Raw genomic sequence first — 23,042 nt, forward strand, 5'->3', positions numbered from 1 at the left:
AATCCTTTCAAACGCGCTGCGCTTTAGCCGTGCGCCTTTTCCTTGCCACAAAACCGGCGAGTGTGGCATCAGGCGCGCGGTCGCCGCGTAGGGACATCTTTCAGAAAGCTGGCGCGGATAGACATGCGAGCCGTTCTTGCCATCCTGCCGCTGCTTTTCGTTTCCGCTTGCGCCAATCCGTGGACGAAGGTCCCGGAGGCGAACTGCCCAAACCGATCCGCAACGCCATGGCGCGGCCTTCGCCTTTCGTCTTCGGCAATTATTGCGGCCCCGGCACCCGCACCGGCGATCTGTCGTTCCGGCCGGTCAACCGCCTCGACACGGCCTGCCGGACGCATGACGCCTGTTACATCGCCCGCCACAACCATTGTGACTGCGATGGCGCCCTCGTCACCTCCGCGAAAGCGATACGCGACGACAAGACAGCGCCGCGCAAAATGCGCGGCGAGGCCGAATTGCTGATCGCCACCTTCGCCATCCCCGTCTGCAAGGTCTTCCCGCAGGGCTTCATGCCGCCGCGTGACCCGGCGCAACTGAGCGTCCTGAATGCCGGAGCGGCCGGGTGAAGGGCCGCGCACCTGTCGCCCTCGTTCTATTCGGGCTGGCCGCCCTTGGCGGCTGTGCCGGCGGCGCTGGTCGCAGTGCCTGCGATCTCCTGCAAGGCCAGACGGCCTGCGCTCGACCCTCGCTATCGGCCAGGACACCCGGGCCGCAGATCGCCGCCGCGCAGTTTTTCGGCGACGCCAGCACAAGCGACTACGAAAAGCGGTTCCTGGCGCTGCTCGCCCACCACCAGCTCGGCGCGATGGACCGCGCCAACGGCACCGGCCCTTTCGGTCACGACCGCTATGAGATCCGCAATGGCGATTTCCAGGCGACTTACCGGACACTGCAGCAACTGGCCGGGCCGGTTGCCGAAACGCATCTGCCGCCGGCCAGCGGCAGCAGCGGCGACGGCCATTTCGACGGACGCTGGCGGGTGTCGCGGCAGACGCTCTACATCGATGCGGCAGCGCAGCCTTCGACGCCCAGGATCTTCGATTTCTCCGGTCTGCAGGCGCGCAGCGTCGAGATCGTGCTGCGCCAGGCTGGAAAGCAACCGGCCGACATCGAGGGCACCTGCGACGGCTCGCTGGCGATCCGTGCCGGCGGCGGTTCACGCACAATCGCCACGGGCACCGCATTCCGCTTTCGCCTGTCCGGCGAGGACGACACGGTCAGCCTGTTCCCGAGTGACGGCCTGAACCGCTGCACGGCAAGGATCCGCTCCAGCCTTGCCCCGGCCGGCGCGCCGCTCACCATCCAGCGCGAAGAGACCGCCGATCCGGCTCTCGCCGCCTTCGACAGCCGCTACGAGCGTTGCCCGACGCCAGACCCAACCGGCCTCGATCCGCTCAGCCGCGCCTTCTATGCCAGCCGCTGGCTCTCGCAGACCTGTGCCTTGCCGATCGGAAAGCCGCGCCTGCTGCGCAAATCGCGCGACGGCTTCAACGCCAAGGTCGAGGCGCTGATGGGAGCACCACTGTCCGACAGCGCCATCGACAAGGGCGATCCGGAACTGCCGCTCGATTTCTCCAGGGCGCCAAGGCTGAAGCTGATCTATCTGTCGTCGCTGGAGTTCAAGGCCGACTTCTCCGGTCGCATCATCGAGCGGTTGATCCGCCATCATGCAGCACTAGGCACCAAGGTCCGCATCATCGTCACCGACGTTCTGGAGCGCGACAAGGACGACGCCCTGCTGCACCGGCTGGCCGCCGAATTCCCCAATGTCGAATTGCAAGAATATCGCTGGCGGGCGGACCATGGCGCGCCGATCGACGAGCAGACCTCACAACTGCACAAGGTCCATCACGTCAAGATGCTGGCAACGCTTGCCGACGATCCCGGGCGCTCACGCGCCATCATCGGTGGCCGCAACATCCATGACGGCTTCCTGTTCCACCAGCCGATCGATCTGTCGCGCTATCCAGACCTTGAGCAATACGACAAGACCGACGGGTTTTCGCTGAACTACTATTCGAACTGGAGCGACTTCGACATCGAGTTCGCCGATCCGGCCACGGTCGAAACGCTGGCTGCGCATCTTTCGACAATGTGGCTGCGCGACGCCGACACCAATCTGGCGCGCCCCTTCTCCATTCCGGTCCGGTCCGACGGCGCCCGCCCGTCAGGCACGGCACGACACTTCATTTCGGTGCCTTACGAGGATGGTCATGCGCTGGAGGACTATTTCGTCGAGCTGGTCGACGCCGCCCGGCACCATATCCAGATCGTCAACCCCTACCTCAACCTGACGCCCAAGCTTGCCCAGGCTGTTGACCGGGCGCTCGCCCGCGGCGTCAGGATCGACATTGTCGGCCGCATCGATCTCAAGGGCGATATCGGCGGCAAGTTTCTCACCGCGCTCAACAAGCTGTTCGTCGAGAAATATGGCGACCGCATCAACATCCGCGAGTTCAAGTCGCCTGACGTGGTGCTGCATTCCAAGATCATGATGATCGACGAAAGGCTGGTCGCCATCTCGTCGGTCAATCTCAACAACCGCAGCTTCTTTCACGACTCGGAGAACGGCATGATGGTGCTCGATCCGGCCTTCTACACCAGGATGAAGCCGATCTATGACGACTATGTCGCCCACTCGAACCCGGTCGCCACCAATGTGACGATACCGTGGGCCTACCGGCTGCTGTTCGACGAGGACTGGGTCCGACAGGCGTTCTGACCTCTTATCGCAGATAACGCTCCTGAGCGAGGTCGCGGACATCGATGTCCGGCACCCGGCTGGAGATGATGTCGGCCAGAACCTTGCCCGAGCCGCAAGCCATGGTCCAGCCGAGCGTGCCGTGGCCGGTGTTGAGATAGAGATTGGAGAGCTCGGTGCGGCCGATCAGCGGCGGACCGTCCGGCGTCATCGGCCGCAGCCCGCACCAGAACGTCGCGTCCCGCATCGCGCCGGCGCCCGGAAAGAGATCGCCGACCGAGTGTTCCAGCGTGCGCCGCCGCGATTCGTGCAGCCTGAGGTCGAAGCCGGAAATCTCGGCCGTACCGCCAACCCGGATGCGGTCGCCGAGCCGGGTGATCGCCACCTTGTAGGTCTCGTCCATCACCGTCGACACCGGTGCCGCGGCGGCGTCCTTGATCGGCACGGTGATCGAATAGCCCTTGACCGGATAGACCGGGATCGGCCGCTTCACCCGGCGCATGAAACCTGCCGAATAACTGCCCAGCGCCATCACATAGGCGTCGGCGGTCTTCCAGCCTTTGCTGGTGCTGAGATTGGCGATGCGGTTGCGGCTGCGGATGACGCGCCAGATCGTCACGTCGTATTCGAACTTGACGCCGCGGGCCACACAGAGTTCGGCCAGCCTGTCGGTGAACATCTTGCAGTCGCCGGTCTCGTCGTGCGGCAGCCTGAGGCCGCCGACGAACTTTTCGCGCACCCCGGCAAGGCCAGGCTCAGCCGCGATGCAACCGTCCTGCTCGAGGATCTCGTAGGGCACGCCGTACTTCTTCAGCACCTCGACATCGCCGCCGGTGCCGTCGAGCTGCTTTTGCGTACGGAACAGCTGCAGCGTGCCCTGGGTACGCTCGTCATAGGCGATGCCGGTCGCTTCGCGCAGCGCCTTCAGCGTGTCGCGGCTGTATTCGGCGAGCGGAACCATGCGCGCCTTGTTGATCGCATAGCGCTCGGCGGTGCAGTTGCGCAGCATCTTGATCAGCCATGTCCACATATGCGGATCGAAGGCCGGCCGCACCACCAGCGGGCCATGCTTCATCAGCAGCCATTTGATCGCCTTCAGCGGAATGCCGGGTCCGGCCCAGGGCGAGGCGTAGCCGGGCGAAATCTCGCCGGCATTGGCGAAGCTGGTTTCCAGCGCCGGGCCTTTCTGGCGGTCGAGAACCGTCACCTCGTGGCCGGCCTCGGCAAGGAAGTACGCCGTGGTCACTCCGATGACGCCGCCGCCCAGCACCATGATCTTCATCGTTCACTCCTTGCCGCGCCGCACGTCCTAGGGACGCCTGGACGCGGCCGCATTTCCGATTTGCGCACGATCCCCGGCGAAAATCGATGCCGACTTTCGGGATCGTGCAGTGTTGCCTGTTCACGCCGCCGTGGGACCGGGGTCGTCATCCCCTGTCTGCCGCATTCCGGCCCTTTCGCCAAGGGGCCGCCAATCGGCTGCGGCGCTGTAGACGAGGGTGAGCCCATGCGGCCGTCGCGCCTCGACTTGGGATCTCTCCCTGACGGCACGCCGCGCGGCCTCCGGCTGGTAGAGCACGGTTGCGACCAGGACCGACTCCCGCCTGCCGTCGGCCTGTTCGATCCATGCAGTCCGGCCCTCGGCCATGCCGAGCATGCAAAGCCCCCGCCTTGTCATGATCGACAGGCTGGAGCCGACCGGACCGCGCACCTCGTTCTGCACCAGGGTCCGGGTCTGGGCAGGGCCGGCATCGACACGAAACACCAGCCTGCTGTTCAGCGTCACGATATCGGATCCGACCGAATCGATCGCGACGACCTCGGCTTTGGAAAGCTTGTCTTCAAGCATTGGAACAATCGGATCCGCGAAAGCCCGCCGACGCTCCAACATGATCTCGAGGACGGCGAAGTCCTTTGTCGTCAGCCGGAAATTCGCGCCTGTCATCGCCGTCTCCATGATCAGGACCCTTCCCGCCCGCAGACCGGCGCATCGACCACTTCGATGGTCGCCGACAGTTCCCGGCCGCCACGACTGCTCCAGCGCACTGTCTGCCCGATGGTGGCGCCGATGAGCGCCGTCCCCAACGGCGTCAGCACCGAGATCCTGTTTTCAGTGATGTCTGCTTCGCCGGGATAGACCAGCGTGATGCGCTGAGTGTGGCCGCCATCGTTGCGGATTGTCACTGTCGAACCCATCCGCACCACGTTGGCCGGCATGGAAGCCGCTGCCGTCACGAAGGCACGGTCCATCTCTGAAAGCAGTTCTTCGGCCGTCTCGGGCACGCGGTCGAGCGACGCCCGCGCCAGGCCGGTCAGCCTGTGGTGGTCGGCATCGCTGACCAGAGGCCGGCTCGGTGGACGCAATCCTGTTGCATGTTGCATGGCAAACCTCGATGACTTGGCGCATCGAACAGACGCGCGCCTGCCGCCGCACAAACGGTGGCTTGATGAAAAGCCGGCAGCCGCGAAGCTGTCTGGCTCGGGAATGATGATCAGGTAGAAATGCCCCGGTTCGGACGGACGCCAAAAGGCGGCCGCGCCGGGGCTACGATCCCGCGATCGGGCAGACCCTGAACAAGGTTCTGATATAAGCTGGGTTGCTCATGCAAGGAGCCTTGCCGACAGGCGTCCGCTTGTCAAGCGTGGCCAAACCGCTCAACCGCCGACATAGCGCCGATGGAAGCGCGAGCCGAGGCTGGTCAGAATCTCGTAGCCGATGGTGCCGGCATGGCCGGCAGCGTCGTCGACACTTTGCGAGGGACCGAGCAGTTCGACGAGATCACCCTCGCGCAGCCTGCCGGCCGGCAGGGCGGAAATGTCGAGAATGATCGAGTCCATCGACACTCGCCCGAGGAAAGGCAGGCGCACGCCCTCGAACCAGGCGGCGGACGCGGCGCGGCGCTGCCAGCCATCCGCGTAGCCGAACGAAATCGTCGCCAGCCTGAGCGGGCCTTGCGCTTGATAGGTATGGCCATAGCCGACGCCCGCGCCCTTTTCGACGCTGCGCGTCTGTGCCACCTTTGCCTGCAGCCGCACCACCGGCAGCATCGGATTGGGCTTTGCCGGCGTCGGATTGATGCCATAGAGCGCGGCACCGGGGCGGGCGAGATCGTAGCGAAAGCGTTCCCCAAGAAAGATGCCGGAGGAATTGGTCAGCGAGGCCGGTGCCGCCGGCAGCATCTTGCGCAGCTGCTCGAATGCCAGCCGCTGCCGCTCATTGGCCGGGTGCTCCGGCTCGTCGGCGCAGGCCAGATGACTCATCACGAACCGGATGTCGATGCCGTCGAAGGCCTGCGGATCGGCGGCAACGCGCTCCACATCCCGGGGCGCCATGCCGAGCCGCGACATGCCGCTGTCGACCTGGATCGCGGCCGGCAGTTTTCGGCCGGCGCGGCGAGCCGCCACACGCCAGGCCACCAATTGTTCCGGGCTGTTGATGACGGCGCAAATGTCTGCCGCCACAGCGTCCCGCTCGGCACCGGGCGGAATGCCGTTCAACACGAAAATGGCAGGGCCCGGACCAAGCGAGCGGCGCAGGGCGACGCCTTCGCCCAGGAGCGCAACGAAGAAGACATCGCAGCCTTCGCGCAGCAGCGCCGCCGCGACCTGGCCGGCGCCAACGCCGTAGCCGTCCGCCTTGAGCACACCAGCGCAGGCAACATCGCCCAACCGCGCTTTCAGCCGCCGGTAGTTTTCACGGATTGCACCGAGATCGATGGTGAGGATGGCCCCAGCCGCCACTTCGCTTGTGGCGGTGACCTCTTCTGGCGGCGGCTTTTGGGGGGCGTCGTTCATGGCGACCCTTCGCGTGGTAGTGGATACATCAATAGGACCGCCGGGCCGGCGCGGCAACCGCGGTTGTTGTATAGCGGCTATTGCACCAGATGCCGGAACGCCGCCACCACATCCTCATAGACATGGCGCTTGAACGGCACGATCAGGTCGGGCAAATCCTGCATAGGCCGCCATGCCCATTCGTCGAACTCTGCGGTGTGGCCGCCCGGCGGCGGGTTGATTTGGATCTCGTTGGTGTCGCCGTGGAAGCGAAAGGCGAACCATTTCTGCGTCTGGCCGCGATACCGGCCCTTGAAGGCGATGCCGACGAGATGGTCCGGCAAATCATAGTTGATCCAGTCCGGCGCCTCGGCCAGCAGCGAGACGCCTCGCATGCCGGTCTCCTCATAGAGTTCGCGCTCGGCCGCCTGCAGCGGCTCCTCGCCCTTGTCGATACCGCCTTGCGGCATCTGCCAGAGCTGCGTCGTGCCGGCAAATTCGCTGTCCGGTTCGGCAATCCGGTGCCCGACCCAGACAAGGCCCTCGGCATTGAGGATCATCAGCCCGACACAGGGACGATAAGGCAGCGTTTCGCGATCAATCTTTTTAGCCATGCGTGATGGGGTCCAGCCGTTTTGAGAATTCGCTCCGGTGAGGCAGGTGGCGAGCGTTTTCGAGAACCGGAGCGGAGCGTACTTAAAGTACGTGAGCACCGGAAGCGCAGAAAACGTCGACAGATGCCCGCCGGAGTAGAATTATCAAGACGGCTGTTAGCCTTTTTGCGGGTCAATGGCCACCGCTGAAATCGGCACGATCTCGATGCCGCGCTTCTTGGCCTCGACCACCCAGGACGACACCGTATCGACCGTCAGGTCGAAGGCCGAACCGATGCCGACGGCGGTGCCTTTGGCCCGCGCGGTCGCCTCCAGACTGTCGAGCTTCTTCAGGATTTCGCCGCGATCCTGCACGGCATCGATCGCCATGTCGCCGGCGACGAAGGGCACGCCGTCCTTCAGCGCCAGGTCCGGCGCCAGGCTGCGAGCCGACGAGCCGTCATCGATATAGGCAAGGCCGCGTTTGCCGAGCTCGGCGATGAACGGCTCCATCGCCGCCGCGTCGGCGGAAAAACGGGCGCCCATATAGTTCATGACGCCGGTATAGTTGGTCGTCCGCGACAGTGCCCAGTGCAGGCTTTTCAGGTTCTCATCCGCGCTCGCCGCCACCGTCAGCGTGTTGCGGCCCGGATTTACCTTCGGATAATCGAACGGTTCGAGCGGCACCTGCATGACGATCTCGTGGCCGCTCTGCCTGGCTGCCTGCATCCACCGGCCGATGCTGTTGCCTTGCGGCGCGAAGGCCAGCGTCACTTCTGCCGGCAGCTTGGCGATGGCCGCCTGGGTGCCGGTCTGCGAAACCGAAAGCCCGCCGATGACGATCGCCACCCGTGCGCCGCGCCCGCCCGACCAGGGCCGCGCATAGACGTCGAACGGCCGTCTGCCATCGGTGGCGCGCACCGGCAACGGCCCAGTCTCGCTGGTCTCGATCAGCGCCTTGTCGGGAATATGCGCGATCTTCAGGTTCTGGCCGATGGTCGACGGATCGCGAATGACGATCGCTGCCTTGGGCGGCCCATCGCCCTCCTCCGTCTGCACATGGATGATCTGCGGCCCGCCTGATTTGACCGGCGCCTCCGGCTTCGGTGCCGCCGGGGCCAATGCAGGCGGCGCGGCGGCAGGCTCGGCCGCCGCGGTCACTTTCGGTGTTGAAACGGCAACCTCTTGCGGCTTTCGAAACGGCTTTTCCCTGAGCGCGATCGCGCCGGAGACGCCGGCCACCGCCAGCACGGCCACGGTCGCCATGATCGCACCGCCGCTGAGCTTGCCGGCGGCGCGCGGCGGCCGGACTGCCTGTCCGAGCGGGCGTTCGATGTCCTTGCCGATGTCAGCCAAGCCTAATCCCCGGGCGCATGGCTCCGAAGGCGAAGCCGCTTCGAAAAGACATGCGCGAATTCATCAATCCCGGCACACACCCCGCGCCATGCCTTGGGGGCTTTGCCTCACCCCCCGAATCAAACTGCCGGAACCTTTCGGTCCCGGCAGCATCGCATTGCTTCCATCAGGCTCAAACAGAAAGATGGAGCGGCGCGTGCGCCGCTCCAGATCCTTACTGGTTGAGAACCGCCTTTTGCGGATTGGGCGGGAAGGCCGGATCGGTCTTCTGGCCGCGCAGCAGCTGCTCGGCATAGATGAGCTGCAGATCGTCCTTCGGATCCGGCGGCACATAGGCTGCCGAGCCCGAACCGGTCGTGCTCTCATCGGCGCCCTTGATATGGCCCTTGAGGTCGGATTCGCCGCGCGTCAGGTCCCTGCCCTGCAGTTCCGGCGGCAACGGCTGGTCGACCTTGATGTCGGGCGTGATGCCCTTGCCCTGGATCGACTTGCCGGACGGCGTGTAATATAGCGCCGTCGTCAGCCGCAACGCACCATTCTCGCCGAGCGGAATGATGGTCTGCACCGAACCCTTGCCGAAGGACTGCGTGCCAACCACCGTGACGCGGCGCAGGTCCTGCAGCGCGCCGGCGACGATTTCCGATGCACTGGCCGAACCGCCATTGACCAGGACGATCATCGGCTTGCCGTTGATGTCGTCGACCTGCTTGGGCTTGGCGTCGAAGCGGGTGACGTCCTTGGGGTCGCGGCCGCGCGTCGAGACGATCTCGCCGCGGTTGAGGAAGGCATCGGACACGCTCACCGCCTGGTCGAGCAGGCCGCCCGGATTAAGGCGGAGATCCAGAACGTAGCCCTTCAGCTTGTCGTCGGGAATCTGCTTCTTGATGGTGTCGATGGCGTTCTCGAGGTCGTCATAGGTCTTTTCGGTGAAGGAGGTGATCTTCATGTAGCCGATGTCGTTCTCGACCCGGAACTTGACCGCCTTGACCTTGATGATGTCGCGTACGACCGTCAGTTCAATCGGCTTGTCGGCGCCCTGGCGCAGGATGGTCAGCTTGATCGGCGTGTTGACCAGGCCGCGCATCTTGTCGACCGCATCGTTGAGGGTCAGGCCGCGAACCTCTTCGCCATCGATCTTGGCAATGTAGTCGCCGGCCAGCACGCCTGCCTTGGCGGCCGGCGTGTCGTCGATCGGCGTGATCACCTTGACCAGATCGTTCTCCATGGTGACTTCGATGCCGAGGCCGCCAAACTCGCCCTTGGTCTGGACGCGCATATCCTGCGCCTGCTCGGCATTCATGTAGGAGGAGTGCGGGTCAAGCGAGGCCAGCATGCCGTTGATGGCGTTCTCGACCAGCGACTTGTCGTCGGGCGGTGTCACATACTGTGCCCGCACCCGCTCGAAGATATCGCCGAAGATCGCCAGTTGCTTGTAGGTCTCCGACCCTGCAGCGTTCGCCGCCGAGCCGGGTGCGCCATAGACCAGGCTCATGGCGGACGCGCCCATCAGCGCACCGGCAAACAGAAGCGACAGTTTCCGCATTATTCACGTCCTTCCAGAAAAACGGTCCGCCCACCATGGGGCCGGATCGACGGGTTTTCCATCCTTGCGGAACTCGACATAGAGTTCCGGCGTGGCATTTCCATTCTTCGAAACCGAGGTGCTCGCCACCCGGGCCTCTCCCATCGCACCGATCGGCTCTCCTGCAAGCACTGATTGACCGGTCGCGACGCTGATTCTGCTCATCCCCGCCAAAACGACATGATAGCCGTCGCCTGCGTTCAGGATCAAGAGTTGACCATAAGACCGAAACGGCCCCGCATAAAGCACATTTCCATCCGCCGGCGCGGTGACGATGGCTCCCGATTGTGTCGCAACCATGTCGCCAAGCATCACCGCGCCGTTACCGTCATCGGCGCCGAATCGCCGCTTGATGCGGCCGGTCACCGGCAGTGCGATCTGCCCCTGAAGGGCCGAAAAGGGCACCGCGGCGGCAAGTTGGTTGCCCTCCGGAACCGGCAGCGACGCCAATTCCGCCGGCGCAGATGTGTTGTCGCCATCCGCCGTCTTCTGCTCGGCGGCCTTGGCCGCATCGGCGGCCTTGCGGTTCTTGTCGGCCTGCGCTTCGAGCGAGGCGATCAACTCTTTCAGGCTGCCGGCCTTGGCCGCCAGCGCTTCGGATCGCTGCTTTTCCGCAGCCATTTGCGTTTGCGTGTCGGCTTCGAGCTTCTGCTTGGCCTCCAGCAGCATGCCGAGCCGCTTCTTTTCCGCCGTCTGGTCGCCGACCGCCGCTGTCAGCCGCGCCCGTTCGGCCTCGATCGACGCCGTAATCCTGGTCTGTTCCTTGAGATAGGCAAGCAGGCTATCGGTCTGCTGGCGCAGTTCGGGCACCACCGCGCCGAGCAGGATGGCGCTGCGCACCGACGACAGCGCGTCCTCGGGCTTGACCAGGATCGCCGGCGGCGGGTTGAGGCCCATGCGCTGCAACGCGCCCAGCACTTCGGCCAGAACGTCGCGCCGCGCCATCAGCGAGGCGCGGATCTTCTGTTCCTGGCCCTTCAGTCCTTCCAGCCGAGCGCCGATGTCCTCGATGTCCTGGCCGAGCTTCTGCTCGGTCATCGCCGACTGGATCAATGCGGCGGTGATCGAGGCGTGATCCTTCTTGATCGTCGCGATATCGGCGGAGAGTTTGGCCAATCGTTCCGACGACAGCGTGATCTCCTTCGAGACCCGTTCATATTCGGCCCGGCTCTGATCCGGATCGGGAGCCATGTCGAGCGTGTTTTCCGCCCGCCCCGCATGCAGCGACAGCACAAGTACCGCCGCCGCGATGCCGCAGCGCGCGCGCCAGGAGCCCGTTCTTGATTTGCTGTCTTCAGACATTGAAGCCCGACTCTATGCGTGGCTTCGTTAACGAACAATCAACCATGTTCGAAACCGCCCACTCGATGCAATCTTGCCTCGGCATTGGGGCGGAAATCCGGGTGTGTCGCACCAATTCACCGGTTTACGAGCGATGGTAGGGATGTCCCGAAAGGATGGTGGCCACACGATAAAGCTGCTCTCCCAGCATCACGCGCACCAGTTGATGCGGCCATGTCAGCAATCCGAACGACATCACCAGTTCGGCCTGGTCGCGCAGCGACTGATCGTGGCCGTCGGCGCCGCCGATGGCGATGACCAACGCCTTGCGGCCACCGTCACGCAACAGGCCGAGGCGCCCGGCGAAATCTTCCGAGGAAAAGCTTTTGCCGCGTTCGTCAAGGAGGATCAAAGCGGTTCCGGGCTGCAACTGCGTCTGCAGTTTCTGGCCTTCCTCACGCCGCCGCTCGTTGGCGGTCTGGCCGCGCCCCTCGGCAATCTCGGCAATGCCGCCAAATTCAAGCCCCACTACCGGGCCGCTCTTGGCGAAACGCTCGAAATAGCGGTCGGCCAGCAGCTTTTCGGGGCCGGCTTTCATCCGGCCCACGGCATGAACTGATATCTTCATCCTCGCCTTGTAAGCCGCGCGAACGACTTAGTGGAGCGTTTCTTCCTCGAGGTCCGGCGCCTGCCACATCTTTTCGAGATTGTAGAATTCGCGGACTTCGGGGCGGAAGACATGGACGATGATGTCGCCAGAATCGATCAGGACCCAGTCGGCGCCGGACATCCCCTCGACGCGCGCGGTGCCGAGACCGGCATCCTTGATCGCTTTGAGAAGATGATCGGCGACAGCCGCGACATGACGGTGCGATCGGCCCGAAGCGACGACCATGTAGTCGCCGAGGCTCGATTTCCCCTGGATGTCGATGGAGACAATGTTTTCGGCCTTGGAGTCTTCCAGACTGGCAAGGACTGTCTTGATGGCACGGGACACGGCGTCGTCTACGCTGATCCTGGCCGGCGAAGGCATGATATCGGCCTTCTTCCGCAGTGCTGTTCTCAGTGTAGTTCCTTTCGCAGCAAGAACAACCAAATCACCCCTTGAAGCAGGTGACACCACTTAGATAGGCAGAGTTCCCCGACAGTTTCAAGACGGGACCCTGCCTCGCACGAACGTATTGTCGCTGCTGTGGTTCCGCCGCACGCCGGAAAAGATCGGAACCCTCGCCGTCGGCATGGGTTATCGGCTCACCGACCAACGGGATTTCCCCATGCCGATCGACCCGCAAAACGCCTTTCTCAGCGTCCAGGCTGGCCTCGCCCAACTGAGCACGCTGATTGTTTCGTACTCCTTCTCGGCCATCGGTGCCGTCATCCTCTTGATTGTCGGCTATATCGTCGCCGGTCTTGCCGAACGTTCGATCTTCGCTGGTCTCGGCCATATCCATGGTTTCGACGCGACGTTGCGGCATTTCTTCTCGAAGATCGTCCGCTACGCCATCCTGATCCTCGTCACCATCATGGTGCTCGGCCAGTTCGGCGTGCAGACGGCCTCGATCATTGCCGCGATCGGTGCCATTGGCCTCGCCATCGGCCTGGCGTTGCAGGGCACGCTGCAGAACATCGCCGCCGGCATCATGCTTCTGGCGCTGCGGCCGTTCCGCATCGGCGAATCCGTCGAGGTCGGTTCGATCGCCGGTACGATCGAGGAGATCGGCCTGTTCGCGACCAAGCTCAGGACGGCCGACGGGGTCTACATATTGGCGCCGAACTCGACGCTGTGGAACCAGCCGGTGCGCAACTTTTCGCGCAACGGCGTACGCCGCAGCGACATCATACTCAGCATCGGCTCCTGGAACGACATCGACAGGGCGCAGAAAGCCTTGCTTGCCATTGCCGCGGCCGAACGGCGAGTGAAACGTGAGCCGGCACCGATCGCTTTCGTCTCGACATTGGGCGACAGCACTGTTTCGATTGCCCTGCGCTATTGGACATCGTCGGCGGACTTCTTCGCCACCCAGACCGATCTCACCAAGCGCGCCAAACAGGAATTCGATAGCGAAGGCATATCGATCCCGCTGCCGCCGCCGGAAGCGCCCCAACCGGAAGCCCGTCGACAATAGGCGGTTGGCTCAGTGCCGGCCCTCATCGTCCGGTGCGAAGGCAAGTTCGACCGGCAACGGCGCCTGCGCCGTCATCGGTGCGAAACTGCCGGTTTCACCGACCGGGACCGCACGCGTCGTGAACACGCGCAAAAGCACGAACAGGCAGAAGGCTGCGGCGATGAGAACAGCCACATAGATGAAAGCCTGCGTTCCGAAGACGGCTGAAAGCGCCGTCACGATGCCGGGCACGACGAAACCCGACAGCGACCAGGCAAACAAAAGCGAACTGGACAGCGCCACCATGTCGTCCTTGCCGGCGCGGTCGGCGGCATGTGCGCTGGCCAGCGAATAGATCGATTCCGAGGCGCCGTCCCACACGATATAGATCACAACCAACGCGGCCAACGCGCCGCCATCGAACCCGAGCGCAAACAGGCCGGCAACCATGGCGAGCGCGGATGCGGCGATCAGCACATAGCGGCGGTCGGTTCGGTCGGAAATCCAGCCAAGCGGGATCTGCAGGATCAGCGTGCCGAGAGGCATCGCCGAAAGCAGCAGCGCCACATCGGCCTGGCTGTAGCCCTTGGCCGTGGCGTGGATCGGCGCGAAGCCCGCAATCGACATCGACAGGCCGCCGACCGCAAGCATGCCGGCGACGCCGACCGGTGAAACCCGCCAGGCACGGCGCAGCGCCACCGAGGCCGCCTGCGGTGCCGGCGGCTGGGCAAGTTTGGTCATCCCGACAGGGAGGATCGATAGCGCGGTGAAGACGATGCCGATCAGCGGCGCATCCGCTGTCCTGATATCGACCAGCGCCAGCGTCGCGTAGCCGACGCCGAGCCCGGCGACATAGGCAACGTAGAAGAAAGCCATCACCCGGCCGCGGATGGCGTTGGCAACGGCATCGTTGAGCCAGCTCTGCGCGACGATGAACAGGCCGCAGATGGCAAAGCCGTAGAGCGCGCGGGCGGCTATCCACAGCAGCGGATGGACCCCGGCGCCGACCGCGGCGTTGGCCAGCGCGATCAGCGCCGACAACACCATGAAGGCACGGGCATGGCCGACCCTTCGCACCAGCGGTCCGGTCAGGATGCAGCCCGCCAGCCCGCCGGCCGAAAGTCCGGTGATGATCAGCCCGGCCCAGGTCGGATCGAAACCCTCGGCGCCGAGCCGAACCGGGATATAGGCAAACATCAGCCCGTTGCCGACGGCAATCAGTGCCATCGACACGATGACGCTGGCAATCGCGATCAGCGGCGTGGGCTCGGCGCCCTGCTCGGCTTCGCTGCGGGTTTTCCTGGGAATCGACATGCCTGCTCAGGATTGCCCATGAAACGGGCAAAGGGAGCGATAAAAGCGACATGGCCGGGCGGTCGGGCTCACCCCTTCGCCAGCTTGCGGATCGCGCTCGATGACAGCGACGAGCGCGGGCCGTGGATGAAGGTCCAGGCCGGTGCCTTCATGCGGGCAAGCCGCGGCGCATCGCCCTCGTCGATGCGGGCATAGTCGAAGGTCTTGGCGACGACCGAGGACAGGAACGACAGCGTCGCGCCAGGGCGGTCGATGACGGCGATCGGGAAGGTCATGACGATCTCGCGCCAGCGCTGCCAGCGGTGAAAATCGCGCAAACTATCCGCACCCATGATCCAGACGAAGTCGACACCGGGATTGCGCGCCTTGACCAGCGCCAGCGTGTCGGCGGTGTAGCGGACGTGATGCGCCGCCTCGAAGGCGGTGACCTTGATCTTCGGGTTCTTGGCGATCTGCTCGGACAGCTGCAGCCGCTCGCCCAGCGGCGCCAACTCCCTGGTGTTCTTCAGCGGATTGCCCGGCGTCACCATCCACCACAGCTGGTCGAGCGCCAGGCGCCGCAGTGCAATCTCGGCGACCAGCGCGTGGCCGGCATGCGGCGGATTGAACGAGCCGCCGAACAGGCCGACGGCGAGGCCTTTCTCGGCATGCGGCATTTTGAGATAATGGGAGGGAACGGGGGGGTGGGAAGGGGATAGCATCGCGCTAGGCACCCCCCTCTGCCCTGCCGGCCATCTCCCCCGCAAGGGGGGAGATCAGCAGTTTCGGCGAAGGCGTAAATCTTGCCGCGTTGGAGATCGGCGAAACCCGAAATGCCAGCCAATCTCCCCCCTTGCGGGGGAGATGTCCGGCAGGACAGAGGGGGGTGGCTGGGCGCAAGCTTCAGGCCCTTTGGGCGAAATACGTCAAGGCCTCACCTGTCCAGACCCGCGCACGCGGTATTTGAACGACGTCAGTTGCTCGACGCCCACCGGTCCGCGCGCATGCATCTTGCCGGTGGCGATGCCGATCTCGGCGCCCATGCCGAACTCGCCGCCGTCGGCGAACTGCGTCGATGCGTTGTGCAGCAGGATCGCCGAATCGATCTCGTTGAAGAATTTTTCGACCGCTTGCGCATCCTCGGCGACGATCGCCTCGGTGTGATGCGAGGAAAACGTCTCGATGTGATCGATCGCACCCTTGATACCGTCGACCAGCTTCACCGCGATGATGGCATCGAGATATTCAGTCACCCAGTCGGCATCGGTCGCCGGCCTGGCGTCGAAAAACACTTTCAGCACCTCGGCATCGGCATGGATCTCGCAGCCGGCCGCGCGCAGTGCGTTGAGGATCGGCACCAGATGCGTGGAGGCGACCGCGCGGTCGACCAGCAGCGTCTCTGCGGCACCGCAGACGCCGGTGCGCCGCATCTTGGCGTTGACGGCGATCCGCACCGCCATTTGGAGCTCGGCCGAACGGTCGATGTAGAGATGGCAGATGCCTTCGAGATGCGCGAAGACCGGCACCCGTGCCTCGGCCTGCACCCGCCCGACGAGGCTTTTGCCACCGCGCGGAATGATGACGTCGAGCATACCGCCCAAGCCTTTCAGCATCTCGCCGACGGCGGCGCGGTCGGTGATCGGCACCAGTTGGATGGCGTCCTCCGGCAGGCCGGCTTCCTTCAGCCCTTCGACCAGGCAGGCGTGGATGGCGGCCGAGGAATTGAGCGAATCCGAGCCGCCGCGCAGGATTACCGGATTGCCGGCCTTGAGGCACAGCGCGCCGGCATCGGCGGTGACGTTCGGGCGGCTCTCATAGATGACGCCGACGACGCCGAGCGGCGTGCGCACGCGCTCGATATGCAGACCGTTCGGCCGATCCCATTGTGCGATCACGTCGCCAACCGGGTCGCGCAATTCGGCGATCTCCCTGATGCCGTCGGCCATGGCGCGAATGCGCGCCGGATCGAGCTTCAGCCGGTCCATGAAGGAGGCGGAAAGCCCGGATTCCTGGCCGTTCGAGACATCGATGGCGTTGGCGTCGAGAATGTCTTGCTGCCTGGCGACGATCGCCTCGGCCATGGCGGCAAGTGCAGCATTCTTGGCGGCGGTGGTGGCAATGGCCAACGGTCGGGCGGCAGCGCGGGCGCGGCGGCCGATATCGGCCATCAGCGCCACTGTGTCTTCTCCGGATTTTTCATGCTGCTTCAGCATGCTCATCCTCCGCTTATGGCGCCACCGGCCAGTACTTGGTCGCTAGCCCCTACTTGGGCACCAGAATGACTCACCACAAGGTCGTCGCGGTGGATCATCGCCGAACGCGCCTCGTAGCCGAGCACGGTTTCGATCTCGGCCGTCTTCAGCCCAGCGATCCTTACGGCATCGGCGGCATCGTAGGCAACCAGCCCGCGCGCGATCTCGCGGCCCTCGGGCGACAGGATCGCCACCGTGTCGCCGCGCGAGAAATTGCCGCTGACCAGCTTGACGCCCGCCGGCAGCAGCGACTTGCCCGACAGCAGCGCGCCGATGGCGCCGGCATCGACTGTCAGCCGGCCGGCCGGTTCGAGTTGGCCGGCGATCCAGGTCTTGTAACCCTTGACCGGATTGGAACTCGGCCGGAAGAAGGTGGCGCGTTCGCCGCGTTCGATCGCCATCAGCGGCGACAGCCGCGTGCCCGACGTGATGATCATCGCGGTGCCGGCGGCGGTGGCGATCTTGCCGGCATCGAGCTTCGTGCGCATGCCGCCGCGCGACAGTTCGGAAGCGGCCGCACCCGCCATCGCCTCGATATCGGGCGTGATCCGGTCGACCACCGGAATGAATTTGGCATGGGGGTCACGCGCCGGCGGCGCCGTATAGAGCCCGTCGATGTCTGAGAGCAGCACCAGGAGGTCGGCGCCCATCATGGTGGCGACGCGAGCCGCCAGCCGGTCATTGTCGCCGTAGCGGATTTCGGAAGTCGCCACCGTGTCGTTCTCGTTGATGACCGGCACTGCCTTCATCTTCAAGAGTGTCGAGATCGTCGCCCGCGCATTGAGATAACGGCGGCGCTCCTCGGTGTCGCCGAGCGTCAGCAGGATCTGGCCCGATTTCAGGCTGCCCTTGCCGAGCGCGTCCGACCAGGCCCCGGCCAATGCGATCTGTCCCACGGCTGCCGCCGCCTGGCTCTCCTCCAGTTTCAGGGCTCGCTTGCCGAGGCCAAGGATGGTGCGGCCAAGCGCGATGGCGCCGGAGGAGACGACGAGGATTTCAGCGCCGCCCTGCGCAAGCACCGCAATATCGTCGGCAAGCGAGGCCAGCCAGTCGCGCTTCAGGCCTGACGTTCGGTCGACGAGCAGCGCCGAGCCGATCTTGACGGTGATGCGCCGATATTTTTTCAGCGACTGCATGGCCTACTTGTCCCAGCGCGTCTCGACCGGAGCCGCGATCCGCGCACGCGCCTCGCCCACCACCGACATCAGCGCCCGCAGCACCGCCTCGACACCTTCGCCGGTGACCGCCGACAACAGCATCGGCGCGCGGCCGGCGGCGCGCTTCAGCGACGCGACCTTCTTCTTGCGTGCCTCGGCGTCGAGCGTGTCGACCTGGGAAAGCGCCACGATCTCGACCTTGTCGGTCAGGCCGTTGCCATAGGCCTCAAGTTCCGCGCGCACGGTCTTGTAGGCTTTGCCCGGATTTTCCTCCTGCGCCGAAACCAGATGCAGCAGCACGCGCGTGCGCTCGACATGGCCAAGAAAGCGATCGCCAATGCCGACGCCCTCATGCGCGCCTTCGATGAGACCCGGAATGTCGGCGATGACGAACTCGCGCGCGTCGATCCGGGCAACACCGAGGCCGGGATGCAGCGTCGTGAACGGATAGTCGGCGATCTTCGGCTTGGCTGCGGTGACCGCCGCCAGGAATGTCGACTTGCCGGCATTGGGCAGCCCGACCAGCCCGGCATCGGCGATCAGCTTCAGCCGCAGCCAGATGTTGAGCTCCTGCCCCGGCAGGCCGGGATTGGCGCGGCGCGGCGCCTGGTTGGTCGAGGTCTTGAAATGCTGGTTGCCGAAACCGCCATTTCCGCCCTTGGCCAGCAGAAAGCGCTGGCCGACCACGGTCAGATCGCAGATCAGCGTCTCGTTGTCCTCTTCGAACACCTGCGTTCCCGCCGGCACCTTCAGCGTGACATCGGCGCCCTTGGCGCCGGTCATGTTGCGGCCCATGCCGTGGATGCCGGTCTTGGCCTTGAAGTGCTGCTGGTAGCGGTAGTCAATCAGCGTGTTCAGCCCGTTGACTGCCTCCAGCCAGACATCGCCGCCACGGCCGCCATCACCGCCATCCGGCCCGCCGAACTCGATGAACTTTTCGCGCCGGAACGACACCGAACCGGCGCCACCGTCACCGGAGCGGATGTAGACCTTGGCTTGATCGAGAAATTTCATGGGATTGTACAGTTTCTACTAGTGGCCTTGCGGCATTGCTCTAAACCTTGGCCCTTGCTCTAAACCAAGGCGCGGCGAAGGGCGAGGCCGTTTTGTGACAATGGCCGCGTGGGATCGGCCGGAGAGATGCCGGAATGAAGCTTGTAACTTACAACATCCAGTACGGCATCGGCCTCGACGGGCAATACGATGTCGGGCGCATCGCTGATGCTGTGCGCGGCGCCGACGTGATCGCTTTGCAGGAGGTGACCCGCAACAATCCCAGGAATAGCGGCCGCGACATGGTCGCCGAGATCGGCGAGGCGCTGCCCGACTACTTCGCCGTCTATGGCAGCAATTTCGAGGCCAATATCGGTTCGCACATCGACAATGGCCGCGCCATCACGAAAACCTTCCAGCTCGGCAACATGGTGCTGTCGAAAACGCCTATTCATCTGTCGCGCAACCTGCTTTTGCCGCGCAGCCGCAGCTTCGAGATGATGAACTTCCAGCGTGGCGCGCTGGAAGCGCTGATCGAGACGCCGCTTGGTTTCATCCGCTTCTATTCCATCCATCTCGATCACCGCAGCCCCGTCGAACGCGCCAGCCAGATCCAGTTCCTGCGCCAACGCATGCTGAACTACGCGCTCGAAGGCGGCGCGCTGTCCGGCGTCGCCGAGATCGGTCTGCCGGAACTGCCGCATCCCGAAGCCTTTGTCGGCATGGGCGATTTCAACATGCTGGCCGGTTCACCCGAATATGTCGAACTCGCCGGCCGGCCGGACCATGAATTCGGCATGCCGCTGACCGCCGACTTCGCCGTCGATGCCGCCTTGCGCCTGAACGCCACCGGCGACGATCTCATCAGCTGGGTCGACCCGAAACAACCCACCGACCCCAGCCGCCACAAGCGCATCGACTATATCTTCACAAGCGCTTCGCTTGCCAAATCCCTGAAGCGCCTGTGGGTCGACCGGAAAGCTGACGGTTCGGACCACCTGCCGGTGTGGGTCGAACTGGGCTGATGGCCTTTCATCCGGCAGTGTTTTCACGTTCGACGATCGCCATCATGATCGTATCGCGGTATTCCCCGTCGATATGGACGGCGTCGCGCTGCACGCCCTCCCTGACAAACCCGACCTTGTCGTAAAGAGAGATGGCGCGAGCATTGTCGGAATGCACGGAAAGCTCGACGCGGATAAAGCCGGTCTTGCGCGCCTGTGCCAAGGTCGCATTGATGAGCCGCAGTCCGAGGCCACGCCCCCGATAGGAAGGAATGATCCCCATTCCGAGGGAGCCGCGATGCGCATGGATGAGCCGATCGTGACGTGAGATGTCGCACCAGCCGACGACCTCGCCACGAACAACGGCCACGAACCCCGGATCGCCTCTCCCGATACGGTCCATTGCGAAACTTCTGACTTGATCCAGCGGTGGCGCCTCTAGGAAGGACAGGTACTTTCGCTCACGCGCTACGACATCGAGCGCGCGATGAAAGCTTTCGATATCCCCGGGCGTCATCGGCGCGATCGCGACCGTTTCAATATCGCTGCTGTCGACCATTGGCTTGACCGTCGTCACACATCAAAAATGTACCCAGTTCCGCAGGCTGGTCCAGGTCTTGCGATCGAGCCGGTAGCGCTCGACGGGAACCTGGCCGGCGACGATCGAATTCAGCATGCCCTGGCCGGCATATTGGAACCCGCATTTGTGGATGACGCGGCGCGAGGCCGGATTGATGACCCGCGTCGAGGCCTGCAGCACCTGGATCGACGTCCTCTGGAAGGCGAGATCGACCAGCGCATGGGCTGCTTCCGTCGCATAGCCCTTCTTCCAGTAAGGCTCGCCGATCCAGTAGCCGAGTTCCAGCCCGCGTTCGGTGGTGTTGAGACCGGCACAGCCGACGAACGTGTCGGTTCCGGCCAGCGTCAGGGCATAGGCGATGCCGGCCCGGCGCGACCTGGTCATGGCGAGGAAGGAGCGCGCCTCGGCCTCGCCATAGGGGTGCGGCATGCGTGCCAGCATTTCGGCGACATGACGGTTGTCGGCAAGTTCGACCAGTTGCGCGACATCGCCTTCATGGGGCGCCCGCATCACCAGCCGCTCGGTGACCAGCACCGGGCAGTCTATCGCGTAACTTCCGTCTTCTGAGTCTTCCGCTTCGGCAACCATTTGAAAGTCCTCCAGGCACAAGAAAAAGGGGAGATGGAAACCCATCTCCCCTGATCCTTTTCCTGGCTTTGCCAGACACCGGTTCCCGAGATGGGCGCCGGTGTTCTAGTGCGGAACCGGCTACTCCGCGGCTTTGGCAATCGGGTTGACCGATACGTAGGTTCGGCCGTTGGCTTTTTTGTTGAACGTCACGGCGCCGGTCTCGAGCGCAAAAAGCGTATGATCCGTGCCCATGCCGACATTGACGCCGGGATGCCACGTGGTGCCGCGTTGACGAATGATGATGTTGCCCGGGATGACGGCTTCGCCGCCGAACTTCTTCACGCCCAGACGCTTGGAATGCGAGTCGCGACCGTTGCGCGACGAGCCGCCAGCTTTCTTGTGTGCCATCTAACTAACTCCGTTGCGCCGCAAGGCGCCTAAAAGGCCTTATGAACGCGTTCGCGTTCCGTTTCAAGTCCGATCCGGCGACCCAATCGCCAGAAAATTACTTCGCAGCCAATTCCTTGGCCTGCTCGCGCCAGTCCTTGATCTGGTCGGCGCTGAAGGGCATGTGCTCGTCGATCTTGGCGACATCCTTCTCGGTCAGCTTGGCAAGCTGGGCGAAGGTGATGATGCCCTGCTCGTTAAGATCCTTGGCTGCGACCGGGCCGATGCCCTTGATCACGGTCAGATCGTCCGGCTCACCCTTCGGTGCCTTGAACAGTGGCGCTGCGGCGGTCTCGGCTGCCTTTGTCTCGGCTGCCTTGGCCTTGGGCTCCTTCTTCGGCGCGGCTTCCGCCTGCACCTCGGTGGCGGCCTCGGCCTTCACCTTCTTCGGCGCCTTGGCCGCTGCCGTCTTGGTCGGCTTGGCGCCACCCAGCAGGATCTCGGAGATCCGCACGGTGGTCAAAAGCTGGCGATGGCCGATCTTGCGGCGCGAATTCTGCCGGCGGCGCTTCTTGAAGGCGATGACGGTGCGGTTCTTGCCCTGTTCGACGACTTCGGCGGTGACCACCGCGCCGTCGACGAACGGCGCGCCAAACGTGACATTCTCGCCTTCGCCATGCGCCAGAACGTGGCCGATTTCGACCATATCGCCGACATTGGCTTCAACTTTTTCGATCTTCAGGAGATCGTTGGCGGCAACGCGATACTGCTTGCCACCCGTTTTAATGACTGCGAACATTTTTTGCCTTTCGCTGTTCGGTCGGCCTTGATGAACCGCCTCTGGCAGTTCAGCCGTCTTTTTGTCAGTCTGCGGGTTCAAAAAACAAGCGGCGCGGAAGAACCCTCCACGCCGATTGCGCGCTGTCCCTAACCGAAGGTTGGGGGCGAGTCAAGGCAAACCAGCCGCGCCGTTTCCGAGATTGTCATTGGCGGGCACGGACCGGCTGTGCCGACATGCCCACGGCGTTGCCCCGCCTGGGCTGAGGATGGGTGACTGGTCGGCAATCTGCCTCGGGTCTCGCTGTACCCCACCAGCCGTGAATCCGCCGCTTGCCAAGCAAGCCAAATAACTGACGGATTGGCCTTGTAACCTGCCCGTTCAGCCGTTATCTAGTGCGCCGCGTCGGCAACGGCCGACCATGACCGCGGAGAGGTGGCAGAGTGGTCGAATGCACCGCACTCGAAATGCGGCATGGGTGCAAGCCCATCGGGGGTTCGAATCCCTCCCTCTCCGCCATTTAGCCCAAGAACCTGACATCTCCTGGGCTGCTAGAGCGTTTCATATTTTGACGGAAGCGTAGCCTGCGTTTTCGAAGTAGTTCTTGCATTCGGCTGCCTCGATGGTTTCGACGAG

23 protein-coding genes and 1 tRNA gene are annotated in these 23,042 nt (G+C 64.0%); 5 read left to right on the top strand and 19 right to left on the bottom strand.

The genetic code is table 11. The features are described from left to right. The first annotated feature begins 179 nt into the window (after positions 1-179). Together NKH97_RS17890 and NKH97_RS17895 are read left to right on the top strand one after the other, a co-directional pair. Positions 180-566: a phospholipase A2 family protein gene (locus NKH97_RS17890; protein WP_352793046.1), complete on the top strand. Its 387-nt coding sequence runs from the start codon at positions 180-182 to the stop codon at positions 564-566. Then, entirely contained in the window at positions 563-2,722 is a 2,160-nt protein-coding gene (locus NKH97_RS17895; protein ID WP_352793047.1) for a phospholipase D-like domain-containing protein, read from the top strand. Before NKH97_RS17890 ends, NKH97_RS17895 begins: the two co-directional genes overlap by 4 nt. A gap of 4 nt (positions 2,723-2,726) precedes the next feature. Here the strand turns inward: NKH97_RS17895 and NKH97_RS17900 are convergent, their stop codons facing one another. The 10 genes from NKH97_RS17900 to rsfS form a co-directional block, all read right to left on the bottom strand. Further along, on the bottom strand, positions 2,727-3,983 hold the full coding sequence (locus NKH97_RS17900) for a D-amino acid dehydrogenase (RefSeq protein ID WP_128304957.1): 1,257 nt from the start codon (positions 3,981-3,983) through the stop codon (positions 2,727-2,729). Positions 3,984-4,103: 120 nt separating this feature from the next. Next, entirely contained in the window at positions 4,104-4,658 is a 555-nt protein-coding gene (locus tag NKH97_RS17905; RefSeq protein ID WP_352554279.1) for a GreA/GreB family elongation factor, read from the bottom strand. Positions 4,659-4,660: 2 nt separating this feature from the next. Then, complete coding sequence (rnk, locus tag NKH97_RS17910; RefSeq protein WP_352798246.1) at positions 4,661-5,083, bottom strand: nucleoside diphosphate kinase regulator; 423 nt, start codon at positions 5,081-5,083, stop codon at positions 4,661-4,663. 273 nt (positions 5,084-5,356) lie between these two features. Beyond that, the gene (alr, locus tag NKH97_RS17915) at positions 5,357-6,496 is read right to left on the bottom strand and encodes an alanine racemase (protein ID WP_352772993.1); all 1,140 of its coding nucleotides are present in this window, start codon (positions 6,494-6,496) and stop codon (positions 5,357-5,359) included. 77 nt (positions 6,497-6,573) lie between these two features. Beyond that, positions 6,574-7,089, bottom strand: a complete 516-nt coding sequence (locus NKH97_RS17920; protein WP_352793049.1) for an RNA pyrophosphohydrolase — start codon at positions 7,087-7,089, stop codon at positions 6,574-6,576. A gap of 156 nt (positions 7,090-7,245) precedes the next feature. Then, entirely contained in the window at positions 7,246-8,424 is a 1,179-nt protein-coding gene (locus tag NKH97_RS17925) for a divergent polysaccharide deacetylase family protein (RefSeq protein ID WP_352798249.1), read from the bottom strand. A gap of 214 nt (positions 8,425-8,638) precedes the next feature. Further along, positions 8,639-9,970 carry a S41 family peptidase gene (locus tag NKH97_RS17930; RefSeq protein ID WP_023811786.1) on the bottom strand — a complete coding sequence of 444 codons (1,332 nt, stop codon included), beginning with the start codon at positions 9,968-9,970 and terminating at the stop codon, positions 8,639-8,641. After that, positions 9,971-11,308 (bottom strand): murein hydrolase activator EnvC family protein, encoded by a 1,338-nt coding sequence (locus tag NKH97_RS17935; protein ID WP_352798251.1) that lies wholly within the window; start codon positions 11,306-11,308, stop codon positions 9,971-9,973. A gap of 124 nt (positions 11,309-11,432) precedes the next feature. Further along, positions 11,433-11,915: a 23S rRNA (pseudouridine(1915)-N(3))-methyltransferase RlmH gene (gene rlmH / locus NKH97_RS17940; protein WP_023811784.1), complete on the bottom strand. Its 483-nt coding sequence runs from the start codon at positions 11,913-11,915 to the stop codon at positions 11,433-11,435. Positions 11,916-11,942: 27 nt separating this feature from the next. Then, entirely contained in the window at positions 11,943-12,320 is a 378-nt protein-coding gene (gene rsfS / locus NKH97_RS17945; RefSeq protein WP_352611370.1) for a ribosome silencing factor, read from the bottom strand. 241 nt (positions 12,321-12,561) lie between these two features. On the opposite strand from rsfS, the gene NKH97_RS17950 reads away from it, so the two are divergent. Beyond that, entirely contained in the window at positions 12,562-13,413 is an 852-nt protein-coding gene (locus NKH97_RS17950) for a mechanosensitive ion channel family protein (protein WP_352440995.1), read from the top strand. A 9-nt stretch (positions 13,414-13,422) separates the two neighbouring features. On the opposite strand, the gene NKH97_RS17955 is transcribed toward NKH97_RS17950, so the two are convergent. From NKH97_RS17955 to obgE, 5 genes are all read right to left on the bottom strand, one after another. Further along, the gene (locus tag NKH97_RS17955) at positions 13,423-14,706 is read right to left on the bottom strand and encodes an MFS transporter (protein WP_352440996.1); all 1,284 of its coding nucleotides are present in this window, start codon (positions 14,704-14,706) and stop codon (positions 13,423-13,425) included. Between the two features lie 68 nt (positions 14,707-14,774). Further along, the gene (locus tag NKH97_RS17960) at positions 14,775-15,407 is read right to left on the bottom strand and encodes a nicotinate-nucleotide adenylyltransferase (RefSeq protein ID WP_352440997.1); all 633 of its coding nucleotides are present in this window, start codon (positions 15,405-15,407) and stop codon (positions 14,775-14,777) included. A gap of 204 nt (positions 15,408-15,611) precedes the next feature. Beyond that, the gene (locus tag NKH97_RS17965) at positions 15,612-16,898 is read right to left on the bottom strand and encodes a glutamate-5-semialdehyde dehydrogenase (RefSeq protein ID WP_352440998.1); all 1,287 of its coding nucleotides are present in this window, start codon (positions 16,896-16,898) and stop codon (positions 15,612-15,614) included. A gap of 2 nt (positions 16,899-16,900) precedes the next feature. Next, entirely contained in the window at positions 16,901-18,073 is a 1,173-nt protein-coding gene (proB, locus tag NKH97_RS17970) for a glutamate 5-kinase (RefSeq protein ID WP_023811780.1), read from the bottom strand. Between the two features lie 3 nt (positions 18,074-18,076). Then, the gene (gene obgE / locus NKH97_RS17975; protein WP_352440999.1) at positions 18,077-19,108 is read right to left on the bottom strand and encodes a GTPase ObgE; all 1,032 of its coding nucleotides are present in this window, start codon (positions 19,106-19,108) and stop codon (positions 18,077-18,079) included. A gap of 134 nt (positions 19,109-19,242) precedes the next feature. Between obgE and NKH97_RS17980 the strand changes: the two genes are divergently transcribed. Next, positions 19,243-20,112: an endonuclease/exonuclease/phosphatase family protein gene (locus NKH97_RS17980; protein WP_128304967.1), complete on the top strand. Its 870-nt coding sequence runs from the start codon at positions 19,243-19,245 to the stop codon at positions 20,110-20,112. A gap of 7 nt (positions 20,113-20,119) precedes the next feature. Here the strand turns inward: NKH97_RS17980 and NKH97_RS17985 are convergent, their stop codons facing one another. The 4 genes from NKH97_RS17985 to NKH97_RS18000 all read right to left on the bottom strand — a co-directional run bounded on the left by NKH97_RS17985 (position 20,120) and on the right by NKH97_RS18000 (position 22,427). Beyond that, positions 20,120-20,650, bottom strand: coding sequence for a GNAT family N-acetyltransferase (locus NKH97_RS17985; RefSeq protein ID WP_352750600.1), 531 nt, complete (start codon positions 20,648-20,650; stop codon positions 20,120-20,122). Positions 20,651-20,671: 21 nt separating this feature from the next. Then, positions 20,672-21,259, bottom strand: a complete 588-nt coding sequence (locus NKH97_RS17990) for a GNAT family N-acetyltransferase (RefSeq protein ID WP_023811776.1) — start codon at positions 21,257-21,259, stop codon at positions 20,672-20,674. A 120-nt stretch (positions 21,260-21,379) separates the two neighbouring features. Next, positions 21,380-21,649: a 50S ribosomal protein L27 gene (gene rpmA / locus NKH97_RS17995; RefSeq protein ID WP_013529063.1), complete on the bottom strand. Its 270-nt coding sequence runs from the start codon at positions 21,647-21,649 to the stop codon at positions 21,380-21,382. Between the two features lie 97 nt (positions 21,650-21,746). Beyond that, positions 21,747-22,427, bottom strand: a complete 681-nt coding sequence (locus NKH97_RS18000) for a 50S ribosomal protein L21 (protein WP_352441000.1) — start codon at positions 22,425-22,427, stop codon at positions 21,747-21,749. A gap of 408 nt (positions 22,428-22,835) precedes the next feature. On the opposite strand from NKH97_RS18000, the gene NKH97_RS18005 reads away from it, so the two are divergent. After that, positions 22,836-22,925 (top strand) — tRNA-Ser (locus NKH97_RS18005). Positions 22,926-23,042 lie beyond the last annotated feature (117 nt).

The organism is Mesorhizobium sp. M0870, assembly GCF_040319775.1.
Taxonomy (GTDB): domain Bacteria; phylum Pseudomonadota; class Alphaproteobacteria; order Rhizobiales; family Rhizobiaceae; genus Mesorhizobium.